The sequence below is a fragment of the Saccharothrix deserti genome, assembly GCF_009769385.1.
Classification (GTDB): domain Bacteria; phylum Actinomycetota; class Actinomycetes; order Mycobacteriales; family Pseudonocardiaceae; genus Actinosynnema; species Actinosynnema deserti.
Genome location: NZ_VKAB01000002.1, coordinates 1 through 21242, shown reverse-complemented (window position 1 = coordinate 21242; position 21242 = coordinate 1). Strand labels below are relative to the sequence as shown.

At 68.6% G+C, this 21242-nt stretch carries 14 protein-coding genes and 2 pseudogenes; 4 read left to right on the top strand and 12 right to left on the bottom strand.

Features of this window, described 5'->3' with window-relative positions; genetic code table 11:
• The first annotated feature begins 203 nt into the window (after positions 1-203).
• Entirely contained in the window at positions 204-2027 is a 1824-nt protein-coding gene (locus FM051_RS14715; RefSeq protein ID WP_158843526.1) for a DNA/RNA non-specific endonuclease, read from the top strand.
• Between the two features lie 174 nt (positions 2028-2201).
• On the opposite strand, the gene FM051_RS14710 is transcribed toward FM051_RS14715, so the two are convergent.
• The 4 genes from FM051_RS14710 to FM051_RS14695 form a co-directional block, all read right to left on the bottom strand.
• On the bottom strand, positions 2202-3647 hold the full coding sequence (locus FM051_RS14710) for an RICIN domain-containing protein (RefSeq protein WP_202918842.1): 1446 nt from the start codon (positions 3645-3647) through the stop codon (positions 2202-2204).
• Positions 3648-3803: 156 nt separating this feature from the next.
• The gene (locus tag FM051_RS14705; RefSeq protein ID WP_158843524.1) at positions 3804-6050 is read right to left on the bottom strand and encodes a xanthine dehydrogenase family protein molybdopterin-binding subunit; all 2247 of its coding nucleotides are present in this window, start codon (positions 6048-6050) and stop codon (positions 3804-3806) included.
• Positions 6051-6610: 560 nt separating this feature from the next.
• Positions 6611-8440, bottom strand: a complete 1830-nt coding sequence (gene glmS, locus FM051_RS14700) for a glutamine--fructose-6-phosphate transaminase (isomerizing) (protein ID WP_158843523.1) — start codon at positions 8438-8440, stop codon at positions 6611-6613.
• A gap of 14 nt (positions 8441-8454) precedes the next feature.
• Complete coding sequence (locus FM051_RS14695) at positions 8455-8688, bottom strand: hypothetical protein (protein ID WP_274383587.1); 234 nt, start codon at positions 8686-8688, stop codon at positions 8455-8457.
• Positions 8689-9107: 419 nt separating this feature from the next.
• On the opposite strand from FM051_RS14695, the gene FM051_RS14690 reads away from it, so the two are divergent.
• Both FM051_RS14690 and FM051_RS14685 read left to right on the top strand, forming a co-directional pair.
• Positions 9108-9482: a hypothetical protein gene (locus FM051_RS14690; protein ID WP_158843522.1), complete on the top strand. Its 375-nt coding sequence runs from the start codon at positions 9108-9110 to the stop codon at positions 9480-9482.
• Positions 9483-9510: 28 nt separating this feature from the next.
• The gene (locus FM051_RS14685; RefSeq protein ID WP_202918840.1) at positions 9511-11025 is read left to right on the top strand and encodes a tyrosine-type recombinase/integrase; all 1515 of its coding nucleotides are present in this window, start codon (positions 9511-9513) and stop codon (positions 11023-11025) included.
• A 45-nt stretch (positions 11026-11070) separates the two neighbouring features.
• On the opposite strand, the gene FM051_RS14680 is transcribed toward FM051_RS14685, so the two are convergent.
• Complete coding sequence (locus FM051_RS14680; protein WP_238412395.1) at positions 11071-13137, bottom strand: recombinase family protein; 2067 nt, start codon at positions 13135-13137, stop codon at positions 11071-11073.
• A 379-nt stretch (positions 13138-13516) separates the two neighbouring features.
• Here FM051_RS14680 and FM051_RS14675 point away from each other — a divergent pair, with 379 nt between their 5' ends.
• A complete protein-coding gene (locus FM051_RS14675) occupies positions 13517-13669 on the top strand; it encodes a hypothetical protein (RefSeq protein WP_158843521.1) in 153 nt (50 codons plus the stop codon).
• Between the two features lie 993 nt (positions 13670-14662).
• Here the strand turns inward: FM051_RS14675 and FM051_RS14670 are convergent.
• From FM051_RS14670 to FM051_RS14640, 7 genes and pseudogenes are all read right to left on the bottom strand, one after another.
• Complete coding sequence (locus FM051_RS14670) at positions 14663-15007, bottom strand: phosphotransferase family protein (RefSeq protein ID WP_338019478.1); 345 nt, start codon at positions 15005-15007, stop codon at positions 14663-14665.
• A gap of 151 nt (positions 15008-15158) precedes the next feature.
• On the bottom strand, positions 15159-15698 hold the full coding sequence (locus FM051_RS14665) for a pyridoxamine 5'-phosphate oxidase family protein (protein ID WP_158843520.1): 540 nt from the start codon (positions 15696-15698) through the stop codon (positions 15159-15161).
• Positions 15699-15734: 36 nt separating this feature from the next.
• A pseudogene (locus FM051_RS14660) lies at positions 15735-15971 on the bottom strand (ATP-binding protein); the annotation flags it as partial.
• A 115-nt stretch (positions 15972-16086) separates the two neighbouring features.
• Positions 16087-17601, bottom strand: a complete 1515-nt coding sequence (ltrA, locus tag FM051_RS14655) for a group II intron reverse transcriptase/maturase (RefSeq protein ID WP_158843518.1) — start codon at positions 17599-17601, stop codon at positions 16087-16089.
• A 539-nt stretch (positions 17602-18140) separates the two neighbouring features.
• The gene (locus tag FM051_RS14650) at positions 18141-18776 is read right to left on the bottom strand and encodes an ATP-binding protein (RefSeq protein WP_158843517.1); all 636 of its coding nucleotides are present in this window, start codon (positions 18774-18776) and stop codon (positions 18141-18143) included.
• A pseudogene (gene istA, locus FM051_RS14645) lies at positions 18773-20481 on the bottom strand (IS21 family transposase). The gene FM051_RS14650 and the pseudogene istA overlap by 4 nt, the downstream one beginning before the upstream one ends.
• A gap of 99 nt (positions 20482-20580) precedes the next feature.
• Positions 20581-21072 (bottom strand): hypothetical protein, encoded by a 492-nt coding sequence (locus FM051_RS14640; protein ID WP_202918839.1) that lies wholly within the window; start codon positions 21070-21072, stop codon positions 20581-20583.
• Between the last annotated feature and the right edge of the window lie 170 nt (positions 21073-21242).

Here is a 21242-nt window from a genome sequence, read left to right as displayed (position 1 = left end):
GACGGCGGGGCCGACGACAGGTCCGATCAGAGTTCAACCATCAGCCGTCCGATGGTCAACTTTCAGCCGTCTCGGGGGTGGACACTGCATTCGGTGGCCGACATTAGCCCGAAAGGGTGAACGCAACGGGTCTGGGTTAACACTGGATCGGGCGAGGCCGACAGCAAGGCCACCAGCGCGCACACACCAGGGGGTTTGCGCTCATGGCCAAGAAGACGAACGATTTGCAGGCTTCGCTCCGGCGGTTCGTGCGCACGAAGGGCGCCGACTACCTGCGGGACCCGAACGTGTCCTCGATCGGGATCGGCTACAAGGTCGTCGACGGCAAGCCGACGAACGAGATCGCCGTCCAGTTCACCGTCCGGCAGAAGGCCGCGCCCGAGGCGCTGGGCGCGCTCGGCACCTCGCTGCTGCCCGAGACGATCGAGGTGGACGGCGTCCCGGTGCCCACCGACGTGCTGCAACGCGACTACCGGATCGACTTCCACGTGGTGGAGGAGCCGGTCAGCAGCGTGCGCAAGACGCGGATCGACCCGGTGGTGCCGGGGGTGAGCGTGGGCCACGTGCGGGTGTCCGCGGGCACGATCGGCTGCGTCGTGTACGACCGGGTCGACGGCACCCCGTACACCCTGAGCAACTGGCACGTCCTGCACGGGCCGCAGGGCGCGCTGGGTGAGGACGTCGTCCAGCCCGGCGTGCACGACGACAACCGCACCGACCGCAACCGGCTCGGCCGGCTCGTCCGGTCGCACCTGGGCGCGGCGGGCGACTGCGCCATCGCCACCGTCGAGGGCCGCGGGTTCGAGCCGGAGATCCTGGACCTGGGCGTCGCGGTGGACAAGCTGGGCGAGCCGGAGCTGGGCGACAAGGTCGTGAAGAGCGGCCGGACGACCGCCGTGACGCACGGCGTGGTCCGGCGCGTGGACACCCTCGCCAAGATCGACTACGGCCCCGGTGTGGGGCAGCGGCAGATCGGCTGCTTCGAGATCGGACCGGACCCGTCGCACCCCGCCGCCGACGGCGAGATCAGCATGGGCGGCGACTCCGGCGCGGCGTGGATGTTCAAGGCGTCCAACGGCAAGACCGGCAAGACGATGGCGGGCCTGCACTTCGCGGGCGAGGCCGGTGACAGCCCGGACGAGCACGCGCTGGCGTGCCTGCCGGCGTCGGTGTTCGAGAAGCTGGACATCACGCTCGATCGGCCGAAGAAGCTCGAGGTGGCGCTGGCCGGGTTCGACGGGGACTTCCTCGGTGTGCCGGTGGGCGTGCCGGAGCTTGGTCAGGAGGCGCGGGCCGACGCGGTCGAGCTGAACGGGTCGACGGTGATCGACTACACGCACTTCTCGCTGGCGCAGAGCAAGTCGCGGCGGTTCGCGTTCTGGGTGGCGTGGAACATCGACGGCGGCGGGCTGAAGAAGATCAACCGCAGCGGCATCCCGTTCCTGCTCGACCCGCGCATCCCGGGGGAGTTCCAGATCGGCGACGAGCTGTACCGGGACAACCGGCTGGACCGCGGGCACCTGGCCCGGCGCGCGGACCTGCTGTGGGGGCCGAAGGCGGTCGCGGAGCGGGCCAACAAGGACTCGTTCTTCTTCACCAACATCACGCCCCAGATGGACGACTTCAACCAGAGCGCGCGGCGCGGGCTGTGGGGTCGGCTGGAGGACGCGGTGCTGGAGGACGCGGACGTGGACGACCTGAAGGTCAGCGTCTACGGCGGCCCGGTGTTCCGGTCCGACGACCGGGTGTTCCGCGGCGTGCCGTTGCCGCGCGAGTACTGGAAGGTGCTCGCGTTCGCGTCGGCCGGGGAGCTGAAGGCGCGGGCGTTCGTGCTGACGCAGAACCTGGACCAGTTGGAGTCGCTGGAACTGGACGAGTTCCGGGTGTTCCAGGTGGCGTTGGGCGAGGTCGAGGAGCGGTGCGGCTTCACGTTCCCGGCGGCCTTGAAGGCGGCCGACACGCTGGTGCTGCCGGAGTCGTTGGAGGAGCGCGCGCCGTTGGAGGGGTTGAGCGACATCCAGTGGTGAGCTGGTGAGCGCCCGTCCGGGTGTCGTCGGGCGCCATGTCCGAGGCGATGACGGCGGCGTTCGACGCGCTCGCGGCCGAACTGGGCGTCACCCCGGACCCGGCGCCCCGGCACGTCGACCTGATATCGGGCCGGGTGGTCGGAGCGCGACCACCCGGCCCGACGGTCGGGAACCTCAGGAACCCAGCGCGGCCGAGACGAGCGGGGCCAGCCGGTCGGCGATCTTGCGGTGCCCCTGGTCGTTCGGGTGCACGTTGTCCGACGTGTCGGTGGACTCCACGATCCAGCCGGTGGTGTCGACGAACCGGATCTTCGGGTCGTTCACGGTCTGCACCGCCGCCTGCGTCTCCGGGATGAAGCGCTTGCGGAACGTCTGCATCGCCAGCACGGTCGCGGTCGGGTACTTCTCCCGCGCCCGCCGCAGCAGCGTCACGTACGCGCTCTGGAACTGCGGCCCGGTCACGCTGTGCCCGACGTCGTTGGTGCCCAGGTTGATCACCACGACGTCCGCGCGGTACCGGGAGAAGTCCCAGTTCGACGCGTCCGCCTGCAGACCGGTGCGGAGGAACCGGTCGCTCATCCCGATGCAGCCGTCCGCCGCCGACACCAGGCACGCGCCGCCGACCGCGATCTGCGTGTGGCCCGCGCCGAGCCGTTCGCCGACCAGCCACCCGTACGCGGTGAGCGCCTGCTTGGACGACAGCTGGCCCACGGTGATCGAGTCGCCGACGAACTCGACGATCTTCGACGGCACGGTGGGCGCGAACGTCCGCGCACCCGCCTCCAGCTCGACGCCCTGGAACACCGCGTCACCCCGGTACGACCCGGCGATCGGCCGGTAGGACACCCGCATCGTGTGGTTGCCGCTCGCCAACGGGGTGGGCGTGAGGTCGACCGTGCCGCTCCGGTTGGTGTACGACACGTCCGGCCCGCCGTCGATGCTGACGAAGAAGTCGATCGCGTTGCGCTGGCGCAGCTTGATGGTGCGGCCGGTGAAGCCGACCACCACGTACGCGCCCGCCCACTCCGACACGTACGCGGCCGGGTTGCTGTAGTTCCAGCGGCCGAAGTACCTGATGTTCGGGTCGGTGGGCGAGCCGACGGTGGCCGCGGCCAGGCGGACCAGCTGCCACTGCTGGTTGGTACCGCCGTTGTCGTCGTACTGGGAGATGCGGGCGCCGTCGGCGGTGGAGCGCTCCCAGAGGTCCAGCGCCTTGCCGCTGTTGCGGTTGACGAACCGGACGTGGCCGCCGTCCGAGTCGGCCAGGCTGAACTGCTGGTTGGTGGCGTTCTTGTCGGTCCACTGCACGACGTTCGCGCCGTTGGCGGTGGACGAGGACGCGATGTCCACGACCTTCCCGCTCAGGCGCGACTTCAGCCGGTAGTAGCCGCCGCCGGAGTCGACGAACTGCCACTGCTGGGCGGCGGAGTCGACCCGGGTGGCCTGCACGACCGCCGCACCGTCCGCCGTGGACCCGACCTGGACCGCCTTGCCGCTGTACCGGGAGACCAGCACGTAGGTGGCGGAGGTGTCGACGGTCGCGGCGGCGGCCGGTTGGGCTACGGCGGTCACGGCACCCGCGACGAGCGCGAGTCCCGTGAGCGTGGCTGTGAGCTTCATTGCTCTCCCCTTCCGGAGGTGCACCGGGAGCGTTCCCGGTGGCACCATCCGGCCGGCCGGTGATCGCCGTCAATTCCCGCATCTTGTTTGGGGCACGGCAAAACCACCCCCGTCGAACATTCGACAACCCGAGAGTCGAACGTTCGACTCGCGCGTTCAGGCCCTGATGCGATCCGGTGTCAACGGCAGGGTCCGAATTCGCTTGCCGGTGGCGGCGAAGACCGCGTTGCCGATCGCGCCGGGAATCGCGCCGATCGTCGGCTCCCCGGCGCCGAGCGCGGGCTCGTCGACGTGATTGATCAGGATCGTCTCGATCGAAGGCACTTCGTTGAACCGGAGCACCTCGTACTGCGGCCCGGGGTTGAACCGGCTGGACTGCCACACCACCGAGGTGACCCGGTCGTCGTTGTAGTGCACCTCCTCCTTCACGGTGCGGCTGATCCCTTGCACGACATTGCCTTCGATCTGGTTGCGCACCCCGTCCGGATTGATGATCAGGCCGCAGTCGTGCGCGACGACGACCTTGGTGACACGGATCTGCCCGGTCGACAGGTCGACCCGCAGCTCCACATAGGCCGCGACGTAGGCGTTCTCCACTTCGTACTGCTGGAACGCCACGCCCGCACCGATTCCGTTGCCACCAGGTGGCCTGGACCGCCAGACCTCCCGCAGCGCCTCGCACACCGCGACCGCACGGGGATCCGGCAGGGACTTGATCCGCAGCTCCAGCGGATCCTGCCCGGCGGCATGCGCCAGCTCGTCGAAGAAGGACTCGTTGGCGAAGCTGTTGGAGAAGCCACCCAGCGAGCGCAACGAGGTCGTGCGCGGAATCCGGTACGTCAGCGGACTCGCCGGAGTCGCGGAGTCCGGCCCGGTGGTGTCGAACGTCTTGACCAGCCGGGCCTCGACCCGTTGCGGGAAGCCATAAGCGACCGGCGCATTACGGCCGGACGAGTTGACCGACGATCCCGGCAGCGGCCCGGGGAGGACGCCTACCAGGGCGCCCGCGAGGTTGCCGCCGCCGATGGCCGGTGGCGCGTAGAAGAGGTGCGACCAGGCGGTGATTCCGTCGGGGCCGACCGCTCCTTTCATGTCGTGCGCCTGCGCACTGCCCAACGGCTCCCAGCCGTGCTCGTTCTGCCGGGTCCACTGGACGCGGACCGGACGCCGGACGGCTTGCGACAACAGCGCCGCGTCGGCCGCGTCGTCGTCCGCGCCGCTCTGGCCGTAACCGCCGGACCCCTCTGTGTAGACGACCCGGACCTTCGTCTGGTCCAGGCCGAGCAACACGGCGATGACAGCACGCAACGTGCCGACGCGCTGGGTGTTCGACCAGATCGTCACCTGGATCCCGGTCGCCGGGTCGGGCGCGTCGCGCACGTCGGCGACCGCGGTCGACGGCCCCATCGCGCCGTGCATGTAGAACGGGGTGAAGTACTGCGCGTCCAACACGGTCGGCCCGGCCTCGAACAACGGGTCGAGATCGGTGTCGATTTCGACGACGGTCCGGTAGTGGTTCACCGGATCCCTCAGCGCGACAGGCAGATCGGCCTGGGGGATGAGCTTCGCGCCCGCGGTCCAGTCGACGGTGATCCCGGTGGCGGGCGCCGCCGCGCGGGCTGCCGCCCATTCGGATGCGGCGACCACGCCGATGAACCGGTCACGCCGCACCACGTCGACGAACCCGTCGATCGCGCGTGCCCGGTCGAGGTCGCCGATCACGGGATCGCGGGAATTGCGCCCCGGTGGCCGGACGACACGACCGTGCAGCATGCCCGGCAGGTCGACGTCGACGAGGTACCGATAGGTCGCGTCGAGCTTGGCGGGCAGGTCGACCCGCGGCTCGGACTTGCCGACGACGACGTAGTCGGCCGGCCGCATCACTGGGATCTGCGTGTCCAGAGGCAGGGCGGTGACCTCGCCGGCCAGCAGCCGGGAGTAACTGACGGCCCGCCGATCGACCCGGAACTTGCCGCGTTCCGCGCGCAGTCGCGACGGATCGACGCCGAAGTGCGAGGCCGCGCGGCGTCGTAGTTCGGCGAACGCGGTCGCGGCTGCCTGCCGCAGCTGGACACCGCCGTTCTGGATGCTCTTCGAGCCGGCCGTGAGACCCTGGCCGACGCTGAGCATGGTGTCGCCTTCGACGTAGTCGACGTCGGCCACGCCGAGCCGCAGCTCTTCGACCATGATCTGGGTCAACGCGGTCCGGATCCCGGTCCCGATATCCACTTTGCCGCTGTACAGCGTGATCTTGCCGGGCGTGAGGACCAGCCAGGACTCGGTCGTGGCGCCCGCCGCGGTCACCCGGATCCGGCCCGCGCCCTGTGCCGAAGCGCTGCCCGCGGTCAGGGTGAACCCGACCGCGACGGCGCCCGCGAGAAACTGTCTGCGTGTCGTCGTCATCGGACCATCTCCTTGGCCGCTGACGAAATCGCGGCCACGATCCGGGCGTGCGCACTGCATCTGCCGAGTGCACGATCTCGCCGGGCTGCCGTCGAGAAGGACCGTGCACGCCCCGCACTGTGAGACGCCGCAACCGAAGCGCGGCCCGTGCTGGCCATGCCGTTCCCGCAACCAGTAGAGCAACTGCTCGGAACTTTCCGCCTCACCCGTTCCCACCGACCGGTACGGGGCCGAGACCTGCTTGCCGTTCAAGCGAATCGTTCGATCGGCCATCCACCGATCCTGACGACACGCCCGACGGCCGGCAAGGAACCCTCAGTAACTTGACAGGTGTCATGTCGGCTACGTGAAGCAAACGTTTGACACTGATCAGGTGTTTGGAGCAAGCTGGGGGCGTGCATCACCCCTTGCGCTCGTCGCCGGCACCGCGCCCGGCATCGGCGCCGCTTGCGCCCGTCTGCTCGCGGTGGACCGCGACCTGATCCTCGTGGCCCGACGAACCGCCGCCTGGCGAGCCTGGCGGGCGAACTCCGCGCGGCCGGCTCCGCCGATGTGACCGGCTACTCGACGGTCACGCTCTTCGCCAGGTTGCGCGGCCGGTCGACGTCCCGGCCCAGGGCGTGGGCGAGGTGGTAGGCGAACAGCTGCAACGGCACCGACAACGTGATCGGGGACAGGGCCTCGTGCGCCTTGGGCACCCGGATGACGTCCGTGGCCAGACCGGCGGGCAGCTCGGCGTCGGTGACCGCGATGACCGGCCCGCCGCGCGCCTTGATCTCCTCGATGGTGCCGGTGTTCTTGGTGAGCAGCTCGTCGTCCGGCACCAGCACCACGGTCGGCATCTCCGGGTTGATCAGCGCCAACGGCCCGTGCTTCAGCTCGGACGCCTGGTAGGCCTCGGCGTGCACGTACGAGATCTCCTTGAGCTTCTGCGCGCCCTCCCGCGCCGCCGGCCAGGCGCGCACCCGGCCGACGAAGAACATGTGCCGCGCGTCCGCGTACTTCCGGGCGATCTCCGCGATCTCGTCCTCGGCGGCGAGGATCCGCGCGATCTGGTCCGGCAGCTGCGACAGGCCGCCGACCAGCCGACGACCCTCGGTGATCGACAGGTCACGCACCCGGCCCAGGTCCAGCGCGAGCATCGCCAGCGCGACGCCCATCGTGGTGAACGACTTGGTCGCCGCCACCGACACCTCGGGACCGGCGTGCAGGAAGAGCCCGTGGCCGCACTCGCGGGCGATCGTGCTGCCGACCGCGTTGACCACGCCGATGACGTGACCGCCCTTGCGCTTGAGCTCCTGCACGGCGGCGAGCGTGTCCAGCGTTTCACCCGACTGGCTGAGCACGACGTACAGCGTGTCGGGGTCCACGACCGGGTTGCGGTAGCGGAACTCGGACGCGGGCTCGGCGTCGGCGGGGATGCGGGCCAGCTCCTCGATCAGCTGCGCGCCCAGCTGCCCGGCGTAGTACGCCGAACCGCAGCCGAGGAGCTTGACCCGGCGGATGCGCTGGTAGTCCTGCGGGGTGAGGCCGACGCCGTCCAGTCGGGCGGAGGAGAACCGGTGGTCCAGCCGGCCGCGCAGGCACCGGTCGACGGCGTCCGGCTGCTCGCGCATCTCCTTGTACATGAAGTCCGGGTGGTCGCCCAGCTCGTACTCGGCGCTCGCGGCGTCGATCGACGTGGGGGAGCGGGTGGTGCTGGTGGCGCGGGCGCCCATGGTGGACGTGCGGTAGCCGTCGGCGGTGACCGTGGCGATCTCGTCGTCGTCCAGGTAGATCACCTGCTGGGTGTAGCGGACCAGCGCGGCGACGTCGGAGGCGACCAGCATCTCCTGCTCGCCGACACCGAGCACGACCGGGCTGCCCCGGCGGGCCGCGACCAGCTCACCAGGCCGTTCGGCGTCCATCACGATCACCCCGTAGGTGCCCTCGACCTGCGCCAACGCCTCGCGCACGGCGTCTTCGAGGGTCTCGCCCGTGCTGCGGGCGACGAGGTGCGCGAGGACTTCGCTGTCGGTGTCGGAGGCGAGCGCGACACCGTCCGCGACGAGTTGGGCGCGGAGCCGGTCGGAGTTCTCGAAGACGCCGTTGTGCACGATCGCGATGCGCCCGGCGGCGTCCACGTGCGGGTGCGCGTTGCGGTCGCTGGGCTCGCCGTGGGTGGCCCACCGGGTGTGCGCGATACCGGTCGCGCCCGCCATGTCGTCGGGCACGGCCCGCCGCAGGTCGGCGACGCGTCCGGCGGTCTTGGCGACCCGGACCCCGCCGCCGCCCGCGTCCTCGACCGCGATGCCCGCCGAGTCGTAACCCCGGTATTCGAGCCGGTGCAGGCCCTCCAGCAGCACGGGGACCGCGTCCCTTGGGCCGACGTAACCGACGATTCCGCACATGCTCGCTGTCTCCTCTAGCCGTAGACGATCCGGCGCAGCTGGCGTTCGGACAGGGGCGGCGCGGCGACCGGCCGCACGTCCAGTTCCGCCCGCAGCAAGCTCCAGATCTTCGCGTTGGCCAACCCGTCCCGCCGCAGCTCCGCGTGCCGGCGCAGCACGTACTCCTCCGCCGTCTCGACGAAGTAGCCCATGACGTCGGACACCACCCGCCGCGCGAGCGCGGGAGGCAGGCCGGTAGTCCTGACCACGTGCCGGAGCAGTTCCTCCGACACTCCAATGTGGGGTTCTTCCCACCGTTCATCAGACCGGCGAACGTCCTCCACGGACTCCAGCATGACCACAGCCAACCACCGGATCAACTGCCGTGCCCGGATTCGGGCACGGTCAACCCCCGACGGTGGAGGTGACCGTGCGTAACCAGGTTGTCCCCGCCGTCGTCCCCGGTTTCGCGACCCATTCCGGGTCCGGAGATCTCCCGGTTCCGCCGGGCCGGCCCCTCTCGGCCGGCGGCGTGGACGCACCGGACGGGCGACCGCTCAAACCCCGGCAATTGGATCTGCGGCGTACTCCGGCGCCCGAGCCGGTCGAACTCCCGCCGATGCGCTCACCGCACCCGCGTCGCTACGCGACGGCGGTGTTCGACCACCGGGGTCGGTTGACGTGCGGCATGTTGTTCGACGTTCTCGACTGGGAAGCGGGAACGCCGGTGGACATCGCCGTACGCGGCGGAGTGATCGTCGTGCGTCACGCCGATAGCGGTGTGTTCGCATTGAACGGTCGGCGGTTTTTGCACATTCCGGCCCGATTCCGGCGGTGGTGTTCGTTTGGTGAGCGGGAGTCGGTGCTGGTGCGGGCGGTGCCGGAGTCCGCGACTTTGCTGATCTTCGGCCAGGAGTGGCTGGATCAGGTGCTGCCGGATCCCGACGGGCTGGTGACCGGAATCGGTTCGGTGCCGTCCGGTGGGGCCGGTGTCGGGTCCGACGCGGCGGTGGTCGGGGAATCGGTGGCGGACTTCGCGCTGGGGGAAGGCGGCCGTGGTTGACGGTGGTCCCCGTTCCTCCGATGTCGCGATGGCGATCCAACTACTGAAGCACATGAAACTGCGGCCGCAGGACCTCATCGACGTGGAGGCGTCGGCGGCCGGCCAGGTCGTCCCGGACGACGATTCGGTGTCGACGGGGCGGCACGTGCCGACCTTCGCCGAGATCGTGCCGGTGGTGACCAAGGCCGTTCCGGCGCCGTCGAGGGAGTCGTACCGCGCCTATTGGAAGAAGATCGTCGCGGTCTGGGGTGAACGCCGGTTGGACGAGATCACGGTGCCCGACGTCCAGTCGTTGTTCGAGTACGTTAAGGCCGATGTCGTGGTCCGCCGTTCCGCCAACGGCGGTCGGAGTGCGGTGCAGCACACCTACAACGCGTTGTTGTGCGTCTACCGGTATGCGGTGGACGAGGAAGTGATCACCGGTCGGCAGAACGTGATGTCGCGGGTGGCCAAGCCCCCACGGCCGCACTCGCGCCGTCACGGCCTGGACGCCGCGCTGGTCGCGCGGATCGTCGAGGTGGCCTCGTCGACGGGCAACGATCCCGCGTTGGACGCGCTGCTGTTGCGGTTGCACATCGAGACCGCGTGCCGGCGTGGTGGTGCGCTGGCGTTGCGGGTGCGGGACCTGGACACGAAGCAGTGTTTGATCCTGCTGCGGGAGAAAGGGGGCGCTTCGCGGTGGCAGCCGGTGTCGCCGACGCTGATGGCGCACCTGCGACACCACGCCCGTGCGCGGGGCGCCTGTGATCCGGACAGCCAGGTGTTGCGCTACCACAATGGCATGCCGATGGGCCGGCGGCGCTACACGATGCTCTGGAGCCGGCTGGGCAAACACGTGGACAGCGTGCATACCCAGATGATCAGCACCCACTGGTTGCGGCACACCACATTGACCTGGGTGGAGCGCAACTTCGGGTATGCGGTCGCGCGGGCCTTCGCCGGACACGCCGAGCCCACGTCGAACAGGTACGGGGTGACCTCCACCTACGTCAAGGCCAGTCTCACCGAGATCGCCACGGCGGTGCAGGCGTTGACCGGCGAGCGGCATCCGCTGGCCGTATCGGAGGAGTTGGTGGCCCTACCGGCCGAGGACGCGATCGTCCGCACCGCCCTGGTGGACCTCACGTCCGCCAGGACTGCTGCCGACGCCGATGCGGAACACCGTCTCACCCTCGGCCCGCCCACCGGTGATGCCGTTACCGCCCTGGCCGTGCCCGTAGACACGGACCGGCTCACCGCACCGGTCGCCGCCACCGCCACCGCCGACTTCGAGCCCGTCGACGTCGACACCGTTGCGTACCTGCCCGAGGTGCTGGTGCTGCTGGCCGAGGTCATCGGCCAGGACGAGACCGGCATCGTGGCCACCGCCGACCTCGCCGGCCGCATCGGCTGGGATCCCAAGCGGCTGGGGCAGGCGTTGTGGAAGCTCAACATTCCTGCGCCAAGTCCTCCGCGGCAGCGGGTCGGCGGTAAGCCCAGGATGTCGGTCCGGGATGTTGACACGATCGTCGCCGCTATCCGAGCTTGGGTGGGGTCTCGATAGGCTGTCTTCTCCGCCCATGACCTTCGAGAACAAGCCCACCACCTTCTAGTCTTCCCCGCCCGTGCGGGGATGGTCCCGTGGACGCCGCGAAGGTGTTCGAGGCGTCCACGTCTTCCCCGCGAGTGCATGGATGGTCCGATCCAGCAGGCGGTCGAGCAGGCCGTCGTCGAGGCTTCTCCGCTCGCGAGCAGAGTCCGCTTCGATCAGGTCCGATGTGATAGTCGAGTTGCTACGGAAACCGTCGGAACAACAACCCGACTGTCGGTTCGTGCCCCTCCGGGGGCACTCACAGGATGCACACAGTTCCTGACCTGCTGGTTCGTTGCATTCCGGGGCATGTGGTTCCGGCTTCTCGGCGACGGCTTCCCCTATAGCGGCGATCGAGCCGTTGTCGGCGGGCAGGCTGGCGGTGATGGTGGCCTGATCGGTTCCGTAGTGGATCTGGATCGTCAGCTTGGTCAGGTCGAACAGCCGGTTGAGTAGATCGGTGGGCGCACGACGCAGGTTGGTTACCAGGTGGGGCAGGGCGTCCAGCAGGTCGGCCTGGCCGGTCGTGGGATGGATGGTCTCCGGCTGGCTGTTGTCGAGTTCGTGGAGCGTCGCGAGCAGGGCTTGGCGTTCGTTTTCCAGGTCGTTGTAACGCTGTCGGAGCCCTTGGGCGAACGGGTCACGCGGGTCGGCGTCTTCGGCCTGGTGCAGGAGGTTGTCCTGCTTGCGGGTGGCATCGGCGATCTTGCGTTGCAGGCGTTGCCGCTGGGTGGCCAGTTCCTGGCTCCGGGTGTCGTCGCCGTTGTTGATGTCGGCGAGTAGCAGTTCGCGTCGTCGGGGGCCGAAAACCCGTTCGGTGAAGAAGGCGTCGAGTCGGTCGAGGATGAGGTCCTCGCGTACGTAGACCGTGGGCGGGTGTCCCTCGTGCTTGTCGGGGCGCCCGCGGTTGTTGCCCGCTGGATGGCAGCGGTAGTAAATGATCCCGGCCGAGCGGACCATGCCGATCATGCTGCGTCCGCAGTCGCACAGCACCCGGCGGCGCAGCAGGTAGGTGCGGCGCACGCGCGGGTCCTTCTTCAGGCCGGTCCCGTCCCGCGATCCCTGGCGTTGGGTGCGGGTGGCGATCAGCTCGTCGAACATCCACTTCGGAATCAGCGGCTCGTGGGCGGGTTCGGTCGACCACACCCACAGCTCGGGCGGGTTGTGCCGGTTGCGGGCTCCGCGGCTGCGACGGGCACGCCGGTTGTAGACCTGGTAACCGGTGTACTTCGGGTTCTTCAACACCTCCGCCACGCTCGACTTCGACCATGCCCCGCGCGCCCGAGTCCCACCGGGTGGCATCGGTGGCGGGTACCGGTCGAGGTCCTGGTTGAGTCGTTCGGCGATGGTGTCGAACCCGAGCTGCTCGTGGTAGCGCCACTTCGCGATCAGCGTCACCGTCTCCGCGTGTGCCCCGTCCGGCTCCAGTCGGGTCTTCGTGACCCCCTTCTCCGCCTTGGCCGCGTTTGGGTGCCGCATCGTCTTCGCCCGGTACCCGTAGGGCGGCTTGCCGATGTTGTAGCCCTCCCGGATATGGGTGCAGGTCCCACCCCACGACAGCTCCAGCATGTTCAGCACTTCGTACTCGGCCACCGACTGGTTGATCCGCCGTTGCAGGATCTGCTGCGCACGCCCGCCGGTGAGCAGGATCGGTTCGTTCGAGGCGAACACCGGCACCTCGGCCCGCTCCAACTCCCGCTCCACCGACAACGTCTCGAACATCTTCCGCGCGATCCGCGACATCGACTCGCAGATCACCACGTCGAACCGCCGAGCCGGCCGCGCCGCCTCCACCAGGAGGTCGGCTATACCGCCGTCCCGGGCGATCGGGATGTCGAACCGCTCGTAGTCGGTGCCCCGGCCACGCCGCTCCAACTCCATCCGACCGGACTCCACGTCGTAGAAGTGACACACGATCACCCACGACTCGGGCAGCACGACCTTGCAGCGCTCCAACTGCCGCAGCAACGACTGCCGAGGATCCTGATGCTCCTCCGTCGAGGTCCTGCCGACCCACGCGGCACGGACCTCTTTGGCGTGCAACGCCAACGGCAACCCGAACGGCGAACGCGCCAGATCGCTCAACCCACCGCGACCAACACGAGACTCCACAGCCGGCCGAGGTGGATTCGACTCGTCAACACTTATGCGGCCTGCTCCCCTTCTTCTCGCTCGGGAGAACTTCCAACAGACCTGTCCTCACGTGCCCACACCAAGAGGTCCCGGACGACAGCGGCCAGTTCACCGCGTAGCCACTCGCCCTCAGGACCATCGATCTCGCGGACCTGGGTACTGAACTGCCAGCGCTCTCCATTGCCCCGATCGTCGCGGCCATGCGCACGACGCGACGACACAGCACTGCCGTCGCGGCTGCGCGCCGGCCCTGACGCATCGGCCCTCCCACGTGGACGGTTCGCGCCGGTCATCGCGGACCACCCAGCAGAGCACCGGGCAGCGGTGCGCGATGATCGAGCATCGCAAGGAAGTGCGGCCGAGTGCCGAGGTGCCTGAACCCAACCTCGGCCAGCGCGATGTCGGCCAAACCAGGCCAACACGCGACAGCAATCGCAGAATCCAGCCGATCCGGACCGAGAAGCAATTGACGACGCAGATCTGATCGACTCCGGTAATCCATTGGCTCGGATGCACGGATGGCGAACTCGGCAACCAACAACGACCACGCCGGGTGCAGCCACCACCGCGGGCACAACCACGCCCCCGCGCAGGCCAGCATCACCAGCGTCGCCCGTACGCCACACCGAACCGTCAGCCACCGCCACCGATCACGACATCCGTCCACATGGCGCTGGTACACGAGTAGACGCCCACGATCCTCGGCAACGTCGGCGACCGTTCTGCCGTCAGGAAGGCGCCGTTGCCACGCACTGACCTCCCCTACAACGGCCGACAACCACCGGCTTGCGTTCTCTCCTGGATGAGGACGTTTTGTCCAGCGCCACCAGTGTTCTGGGAGGTGTTCGACAAGTGACTCGCGTACCAAGCGGCTCGTGGCCGCGTTCGCTCTCATCAGATCGCTCGGCCTGAACTGACCTTGCTGATGCCATTCCTCCACCAGGCCGTCCCGCCACGCCAGGCGTGTCACGCCCAACGCGGCGAGATCAACAACAGCGTCGCGAGAACGCCGCTCTTCTCCGAGTTCACTCGCCAGACGGTCGACTACGTCCAGCCCTACCGGACCTCCCACAGAGCGGCCAAGCTGTTCAAGCAGGTCAAGCCCTATCTGGTCACGGCCGCTGGCGTCGCACGCCTGGCTGAACGACGCAGGTTCGTGCCTTACCGGGGGCACCTAAAACATGGGCAACATCGACAGCCGAGCGGCTGGTACTCGAAGGCACCTACCCGGTGTGAGTACCAGTCGTTTCGGCTGTTCGCGGTTCCGTCCTACCAGCCGGTGTCCCACTCCGACGGGCCCTCGTCGCATGCGGAGGCAGCGGCAAGTGATCGCCGACCGTCGGCCGGTTGTTCGTCTCGCCGGCCCGTCGACCACCGTGCGGTCACGGCGTCGGCGGCCCAGACACCAGGGCTGCTGACAGCCCTGCAGCGGCGGTCGCCCGCAAGCACCCGCATCGCGGCATGTGAGTGCGTTCCGCTACTCGGCGACGAGAGCGCCGAGTGCGGGCCACGGGGGACCCTGGCGGAGCAAGGAAAGGATGTTTCGGCCGTGCTGATGCCCATCCGGGAATTCATCGCGGAGGTCCCAACGCCAGGCGGCGACCATCGCGAGCACGAGCCGCCGGCACTCCGCGAGCAGAACTTGATCGATGTCCGGACAACGCGCGCTGACCTCCTCTGGCACATGGGCCACGTCAAACTCGATGGGGCCGCGGCAGCACGTCTCGAAGTCGATGAACAGCAGGCCGTCACGGGTACTGAGGAGGTTGCCGGGATGCGGTTCGCCGTGCAGCAGCTGCTCGGCGGCACCGCGGCTGCGGATCCGTTCACGAGCGCTCTGCAGCGTGCTGAGGAGGAGATGCCGGTCGGCCTCAGTGAGCGTGGGGGGTTTCGTCTCGGTGCGTGACCAGCTGAAGATGTCAACCTCGACTGGCCCCGGAGTGACGGCCTGAGGTGGACCCGCTCGAGGTCTTTCAGGCTGGCGGTTGTTGGTCGAGGAGCCCGACGGGGTCGGCGCTGTAGGCGACCATCCAGCTGGGGTCGATGCGATACCAGACGTTCTCGTCCCAGAACGGATCGTCGCCGTCGCCGTCGTAGTGGTTGACGAGGTAGTCGCGGATTGTCGGCCACGTCGGGTCGCTGCTCGTCTCCTCGGGGTTCAGCGGAACGGCGTGTCCATGCGTGAAAATGCCGAGCTGCTCGCCGCGCATGAAGGTCGCGCTGATGCCGGGCCGCGCCGCGAGATGACGGGCTTTAGCGGCCTGACGGTGGGTGCCGACGATCCAACGGCCGTGCAGGAGGTGCCCGTCGGCGCCGCTGATGCGTGGCTCACCGCGCCGGGTGACCGTGGCAATAGCCAGGGTGCACATGCCTTGGCAGACTCGGACGACCTGCTCGGCGTCCAAGGTGCTTTCACCTGGCCGGATGATCGACTTGAGATGGCTGCTGGAGCCAGCCCAAGACGTGTCGAGCAGGACTTGGAGGCTGTGGAGCTCGTCGGGAGTTTCGAACATTCGGCTAGTCAATCAGCTCCCACCGACAGTGTCGGCTCAGTGCGCAGTCGCCGACCGGGCGTGAGCGAGGCGGTAGGAGGTGGTGCCGGTCTCGAGGATGTTCCCGGCGAAGGTGAGTCGGTCGATGATCGCGGCGCAGAGCCGCGGGTCGGTGAAGGTGCGGGTCCAGCCAGAGAAGGGCTGGTTGGAGGCGATGGCGATGGAGTTGGTCTCCTCGCGCTCGGTCAGCACCTGGAAGAGGAGTTCGGCGCCGCGGCGGTCAAGTTCCATGTGTTGGGTCGGGGACGGGACGCCGTGCGCTGTTTCCAGCGTCGGTTTCCCCGCCCCCGCCCGCCGAACCGGACGTGCCCGTTGGCCGAGCATCCGGCTCTCCACGTGAGGCGATGGGTTAGGCGAGGTATTCGCTGACCTGGCCGACGAAGCCCATGTCGTCGTGGTTGGTCCGGCGGAAACGCGCTCCGTCCGGGTTGACCTCGTCGACGTTGTAGGGCGTGCTGATCTGCGCTCCGCGGAAGCGGTAGCGCTCGACCCGCATCTTCGCCGGGTTGTAGAGGACCAAACCCTCTGCGCCGATGCGGTCGGCCCCGTAGTAGAGCCGCCGCAACTGCTTCCAAGTCAGGTGAGGCCGTTTCCGGCGAATCCAGAGGAGAACCCTCCACCACGCGTACCAACCCACGTAGGAGAAGGTCCTCTTCGACGCGCCGTAGCGGAAGTAGGCCGCCCAGCCGCGAAGGACCGGGTTGACCGTCCGCAGGATCTCTGCCAACGACAGGGAGGTGGTGCCTCGTGCCGTCAACTTCTTGATCTTGTGCATCACCGACGCCAAGGCTTGCTTGGCGGGGATGGTGAGCACGACGCGGCGTCCGTCGCCTCGGGTCTTCGCCTGGATGTGGAAGCCGAGGAAGACGAAACCGTCGTTGATGTGGGTCTTCTCGACCGAGAGGGTCATCTTCAGCTTGCTGGCCAGCACCTGGCCGATCTCCATCTTCAGCGCTTCGGCCTCGGACTTGGTGCCGTGCACGAGCACGACGAAGTCATCGGCGTAACGCACGAGCCGGAAGTTCGGCCGTCCCATGCGACGTCGGTATCGCCGACGCCACGCCGGGTTCATCTGCTCGTCCCAGATCCGTGCGAAGTGCCGGTCCAGCACGGACAGATAGATGTTGGCCAGTAGCGGTGATGCGACGCCTCCTTGCGGAGTGCCCGTCAGGGTCTCCGCGAACCCACCGTGCAGCTCGACAACTCCAGCGCGCAGGAACGCGCTGACCAGCTTCAGGACCTTGCGGTCCTTGATCCGTTCGGCCACCAGTTCCATCAGGACGTGGTGGTCGACGTTGTCGAAGCAAGCCTTGATGTCGCCCTCGATGACCCACTCGTAGGTCGACGGCTTGCAGGTGAAGTGGTGGATCTCGGCGATGGCGTCCTGAGCCCGACGCCCGGGCCGATACCCGTAACTGGACGGGTAAAAGTCGACCTCGAAAATCGGTTCCAGGACCAGCTTGAGTGCCATCTGCGCGACCCGGTCACGCAGTGTGGGAATCCCGAGGTAACGGACCTTTCCGTTCTTCTTCGGGATGACCGCCTGCTTGACCGGCAGCGCGGTGAACGTCCCGTCCTTGAGCGAGGAGCGGAGCTCCTCCAGGAACGGGATCACTCCCTGGCGTGTCTCGACGTGGTAGCGGGTGACCGCGTCCACGCCTGCTGTCCTGGCGCCCCGGTTGCCTGACACCCGCTCCCAGGCCACCAGCAAGGTGGCCCGGTCGCAGATCAAGTTGAACACGTCGCCGAACCGGCGACCCGGTTCGGTCCTTGCCCATCGGTGCAGCTTGCGCTGGTGCTCAAGTACCCGCTGCCCGGCCGCGAAACTCCCCGGCCACGCCTGCGGCGCGTCGTTGTTCAACAACGTCCCTTCCCGATCGCAGCGCTGCTGCTCTCACGCTGTCGCCCTTCCCCATGTGGACGGCTTTCCCGCCCTCCGAGTACTACGGCGACTCCGCCACGACCTGGCACCATCGGCCGGCGTCGCACCTGCCCGCCGCCCGGCCGGCTGCCGGACGGGAAGGGCGATGCCAGATCGCTTCCCACGTTCACTGAGAACCTTTGTGACGACTTCGGTGCCCAGCTATACCCCGGCGGCATCGTCACGGGCCGCACATCGCAGTCTTGGCCCGGACCCCGCATCGCCCATCCACAGCAGGCGATGCGAGAGGAGAGTCCATTGGCTAGGGCGCTCTCCAGCACCGCGAAGCAGCCCATCCACCAGGTTCGGCAGGCTGCTGATGACTCACGGGGCGTCAACCACTGGTTCAGTTTCCTTACACCCATTCCGTCTTCGCTTGCGGGCATGGACCGTCTGGTGGTGTCGGCCCATCCCTACGTTGTCGAGGCTGCTCCCGGCCTTGCCCCCGACCCGGGGCTCGGCCTGCCTCCAGCTTCAACCGGTCACTGCGATGACCGGCGGCGGACTCCTCCTTCCGCAAGGTTCTCAGCGCCTCGTGGCGCACAGCCGAGCTCGTCGATGCAGAGCAGGTCAACCCGGCCGTAGCGGGCGATGGTCTTGGCGAGTTGGCGTTCGTCGGCGGCCTCGACGAGTTCGTTGACCAGCTTCGTGGCCAGCGCGTAGCGGACCCGGAACCCTTGCTGGGCGGCGGCGGTGCCCAGGCCGATGAGCAGGTGCGACTTGCCGGTCCCGGAGTCGCCGATCAGGCAGAGCGGCTCACCCGCGGTGATCCAGGCGCCGGTGGCGAGGGTGTTGATCGTGGCCGGGTTGATGTTCGGATTCGCGCCGAAGTCGAAGTCCTCGAGCCACTTCTCGCGTGGGAACCCGGCGGCCTTGACCCGGCGGGCGGAGCGGCGACGGTCGCGGTCGTCGCACTCGCCGAGCAGGATCTCGGCGAGGAAGCCGCGGTAGGACATCTGCTCGTGCTCAGCCGCGGTGACCATGTCCTCGACCGAGGTCCGGACCGTCGGCAGCCGCAGCGCTCGGCATGCCTGGTCGATCGCGGTCGCGGCGGCCTGGTCGGACAATCCCTGGCGGCGCCGGCGTGGTCGGGCCGGTGGGCGGGTCGGGCTGGTCATGACACCTCGTTCTTGGTAGTTGCCGGATCGTCCGGGACGTTCGGCGGGTGTGGGTCGCGGCGGCGCGCGAGCAGTTCGTCATAGGCCTCGACACTCGGAAGCGGCCGGGTGTCGGCAGGCAGCGCAGCGATGGTGGCGGTCGGATCGGCCAGCCGGCGCTCGGTCAGGCTCACCACCCGCCCGGCCGGTGCGGTGGGAGTGGCGCCGTCGTGGGTGGTCTCGCTGTCGTCGCCGTGGTGCTCGGCAATGCGGCGGGCTTCGACCGCGACGACGTCGGGGTGGGTCGCCCCGACGCTGGCGGCGGCGCGCAGCGCGGCGAGCACATGTGAGCGCTGGAGGTGGCGGTGCAGCAACAGGACCTCGACCAGGGCGCGGGTGCCACCGGCGTCACCGTGCGCGGCGCGGGCCGCGGCCCAGAACGCCTCGTGTTCGACCGCGAACGCGCCCGACGCCCTGGCCTGCTTGAGCGCGGTCGCTCCCGGCAGGGCTCCGGGCTTGCGGGCCAGGACCTCGAGGTAGTGGTCGAGTTCGAGGACGACCGCGCCCTTGGTGACCGCGCGTGGGTGGCGGGCGACCTCACGGCGGCCGTCGAGCACGATCACCTCGGCCGCGCGCAGGAGGACCCGCACCCGTCGCCCGATCAGTTGCGCCGGGACCGAGTAGCGGCACTGGCGGATGGTGACCCGGGCGTGCTGGTCGACCCGCGGGTTCAGCATCAGGCCGGGCTCGAACGCCTCGTTCGGTAGGGGGCGCAGCATGGTGGCGTCGGTGGCGAAGTCGTCGCCCACGGTTCGGGCGCGGTTGGCGATCCGACGGGCGTCGTCGGCGTCGTCGAACGCGGCGAGGTGCTCGTTGAGCTCCGCGAGCGACGCGACGCGTGGGACGGGGACGAGGTGGGTGCGGCGGAACCGGCCGCCCTCGCCCTCGACCCCGCCTTTCTCGTGGGCGCCTTCGATGCCGGGACGGCAGTAGAAGGCGTCGAACCGTAATGGGAGCGGAACGCCACCCACCGGGTCGATTCCTCACGGTCGCGGCCGAATAGGACTCGGGAGACCGCGGCCTTGAGATTGTCGTAGCGGATGCGGTCCCACGGCACCCCACCGAGCCGCGCGAAAGCGTGGACATGGCCCTCAAGGAACGCTTCCTGAGCCTGGGTGGCGAACACCCGGTGCACCGCCCGCCCGGAGTAGGACAACCGCAGCGTGAACAGGAAGACCTTCGTGCGGACCGCGTCCGGCCCGAGATCGACGTAGAGCTCGGCGAAGTCGACCTCCGCCTCCGCTCCGGGCTCGTGGGACTGCGGCACCATCGCCTCAACCAGCGGGGCACCGGCCTCGAGGGCGATCTCGGCGCGACGCCGGGCGACGTAGTCACGCACGGTCGGGTACTTCATGTCGGCGTGGCCGTGCTCGTCGACCAGCCGCGCCAGCACCCGGCGGGCGGTGTGGCGCTGCTTGCGCGGCGCGCTCAGGTCCTCGCGCAGCATGGCGTCGATCAACGGCTTCACCGGATCCAGCCGCGGCGCAGCACGCACCGGCGTCTTGCGCGGCGGTGGGACCGCCGAGGCCAGCGCCTGGCGAACCGTGCGCCGGTGCACCCCATAGCGGCGGGCGAGCTCGCGCACCCCAGCGTCCTCGCGCCGGGCGTCGCGCCGGATCGCCTCGAACAGTTCCACCCTCGATGACTCCAACCCGACCCGTGTCATGCCCAGCGATCTTCGCCAGGTGGGGCCACTTCAAGCCGTCACAACACCCGGCGTGTCGGCAGGTGGGGCCAACTCGAACCGTCACAACCTCCCGGCGAGCTAACCCCGGTGGAGCCAGATCAGACCGTCACGGTGGGGCCAGAACAGGCTGACATCCTCAACCAGCCGTTCAGCCTCTGCGGCTCGGTCCAGGAAGTGCGGGGTTGAGATCTCGACGCTTCGCATACCGGTGTGCAGGCGTTGGCGAGCGTCCGCATATGCGCCAGGGAAGTCCAGATCAGGAGTCACAACGTCGTAGTAAGTCCACAACGTCACGGCGAAGCCGTCGCGTTCGTAGACCCGCGGCTCACCCCGAGGCTCCAGCGCTGCGACGGGGCTCGAGGTCGCAGTGAGTCGCAGAGCGAGTTCGACCTCGAGCGCGGCTACCTCCTGCCCCACCAGTGCTACTCGGGCGAAGACGCCACACGGCAGCAGATGGAGGGCGAGCTTGTTCGAATTGTGAATCACGACTGCGTCATCGACCCGCAGATGCAGCTCTCCGGCCAGTGCTGTTGCCGCGGCCATCGCACGCGAAACGATCTCCGCCTCCACAACGTGGATCCTCGCAGGTACTCGCTCATCGGTATGAGCGCGCTTACTGACCTTTTCGGTTCGGGGTGACGTCACGGTGGTGTCGTGATCAGTCCGGTTTGTGCGATGAACCCGTCGAGCAGGTCGGGTCGATACTGCATGCGTTTGAGGCGGTTACGGACCACTGCCGC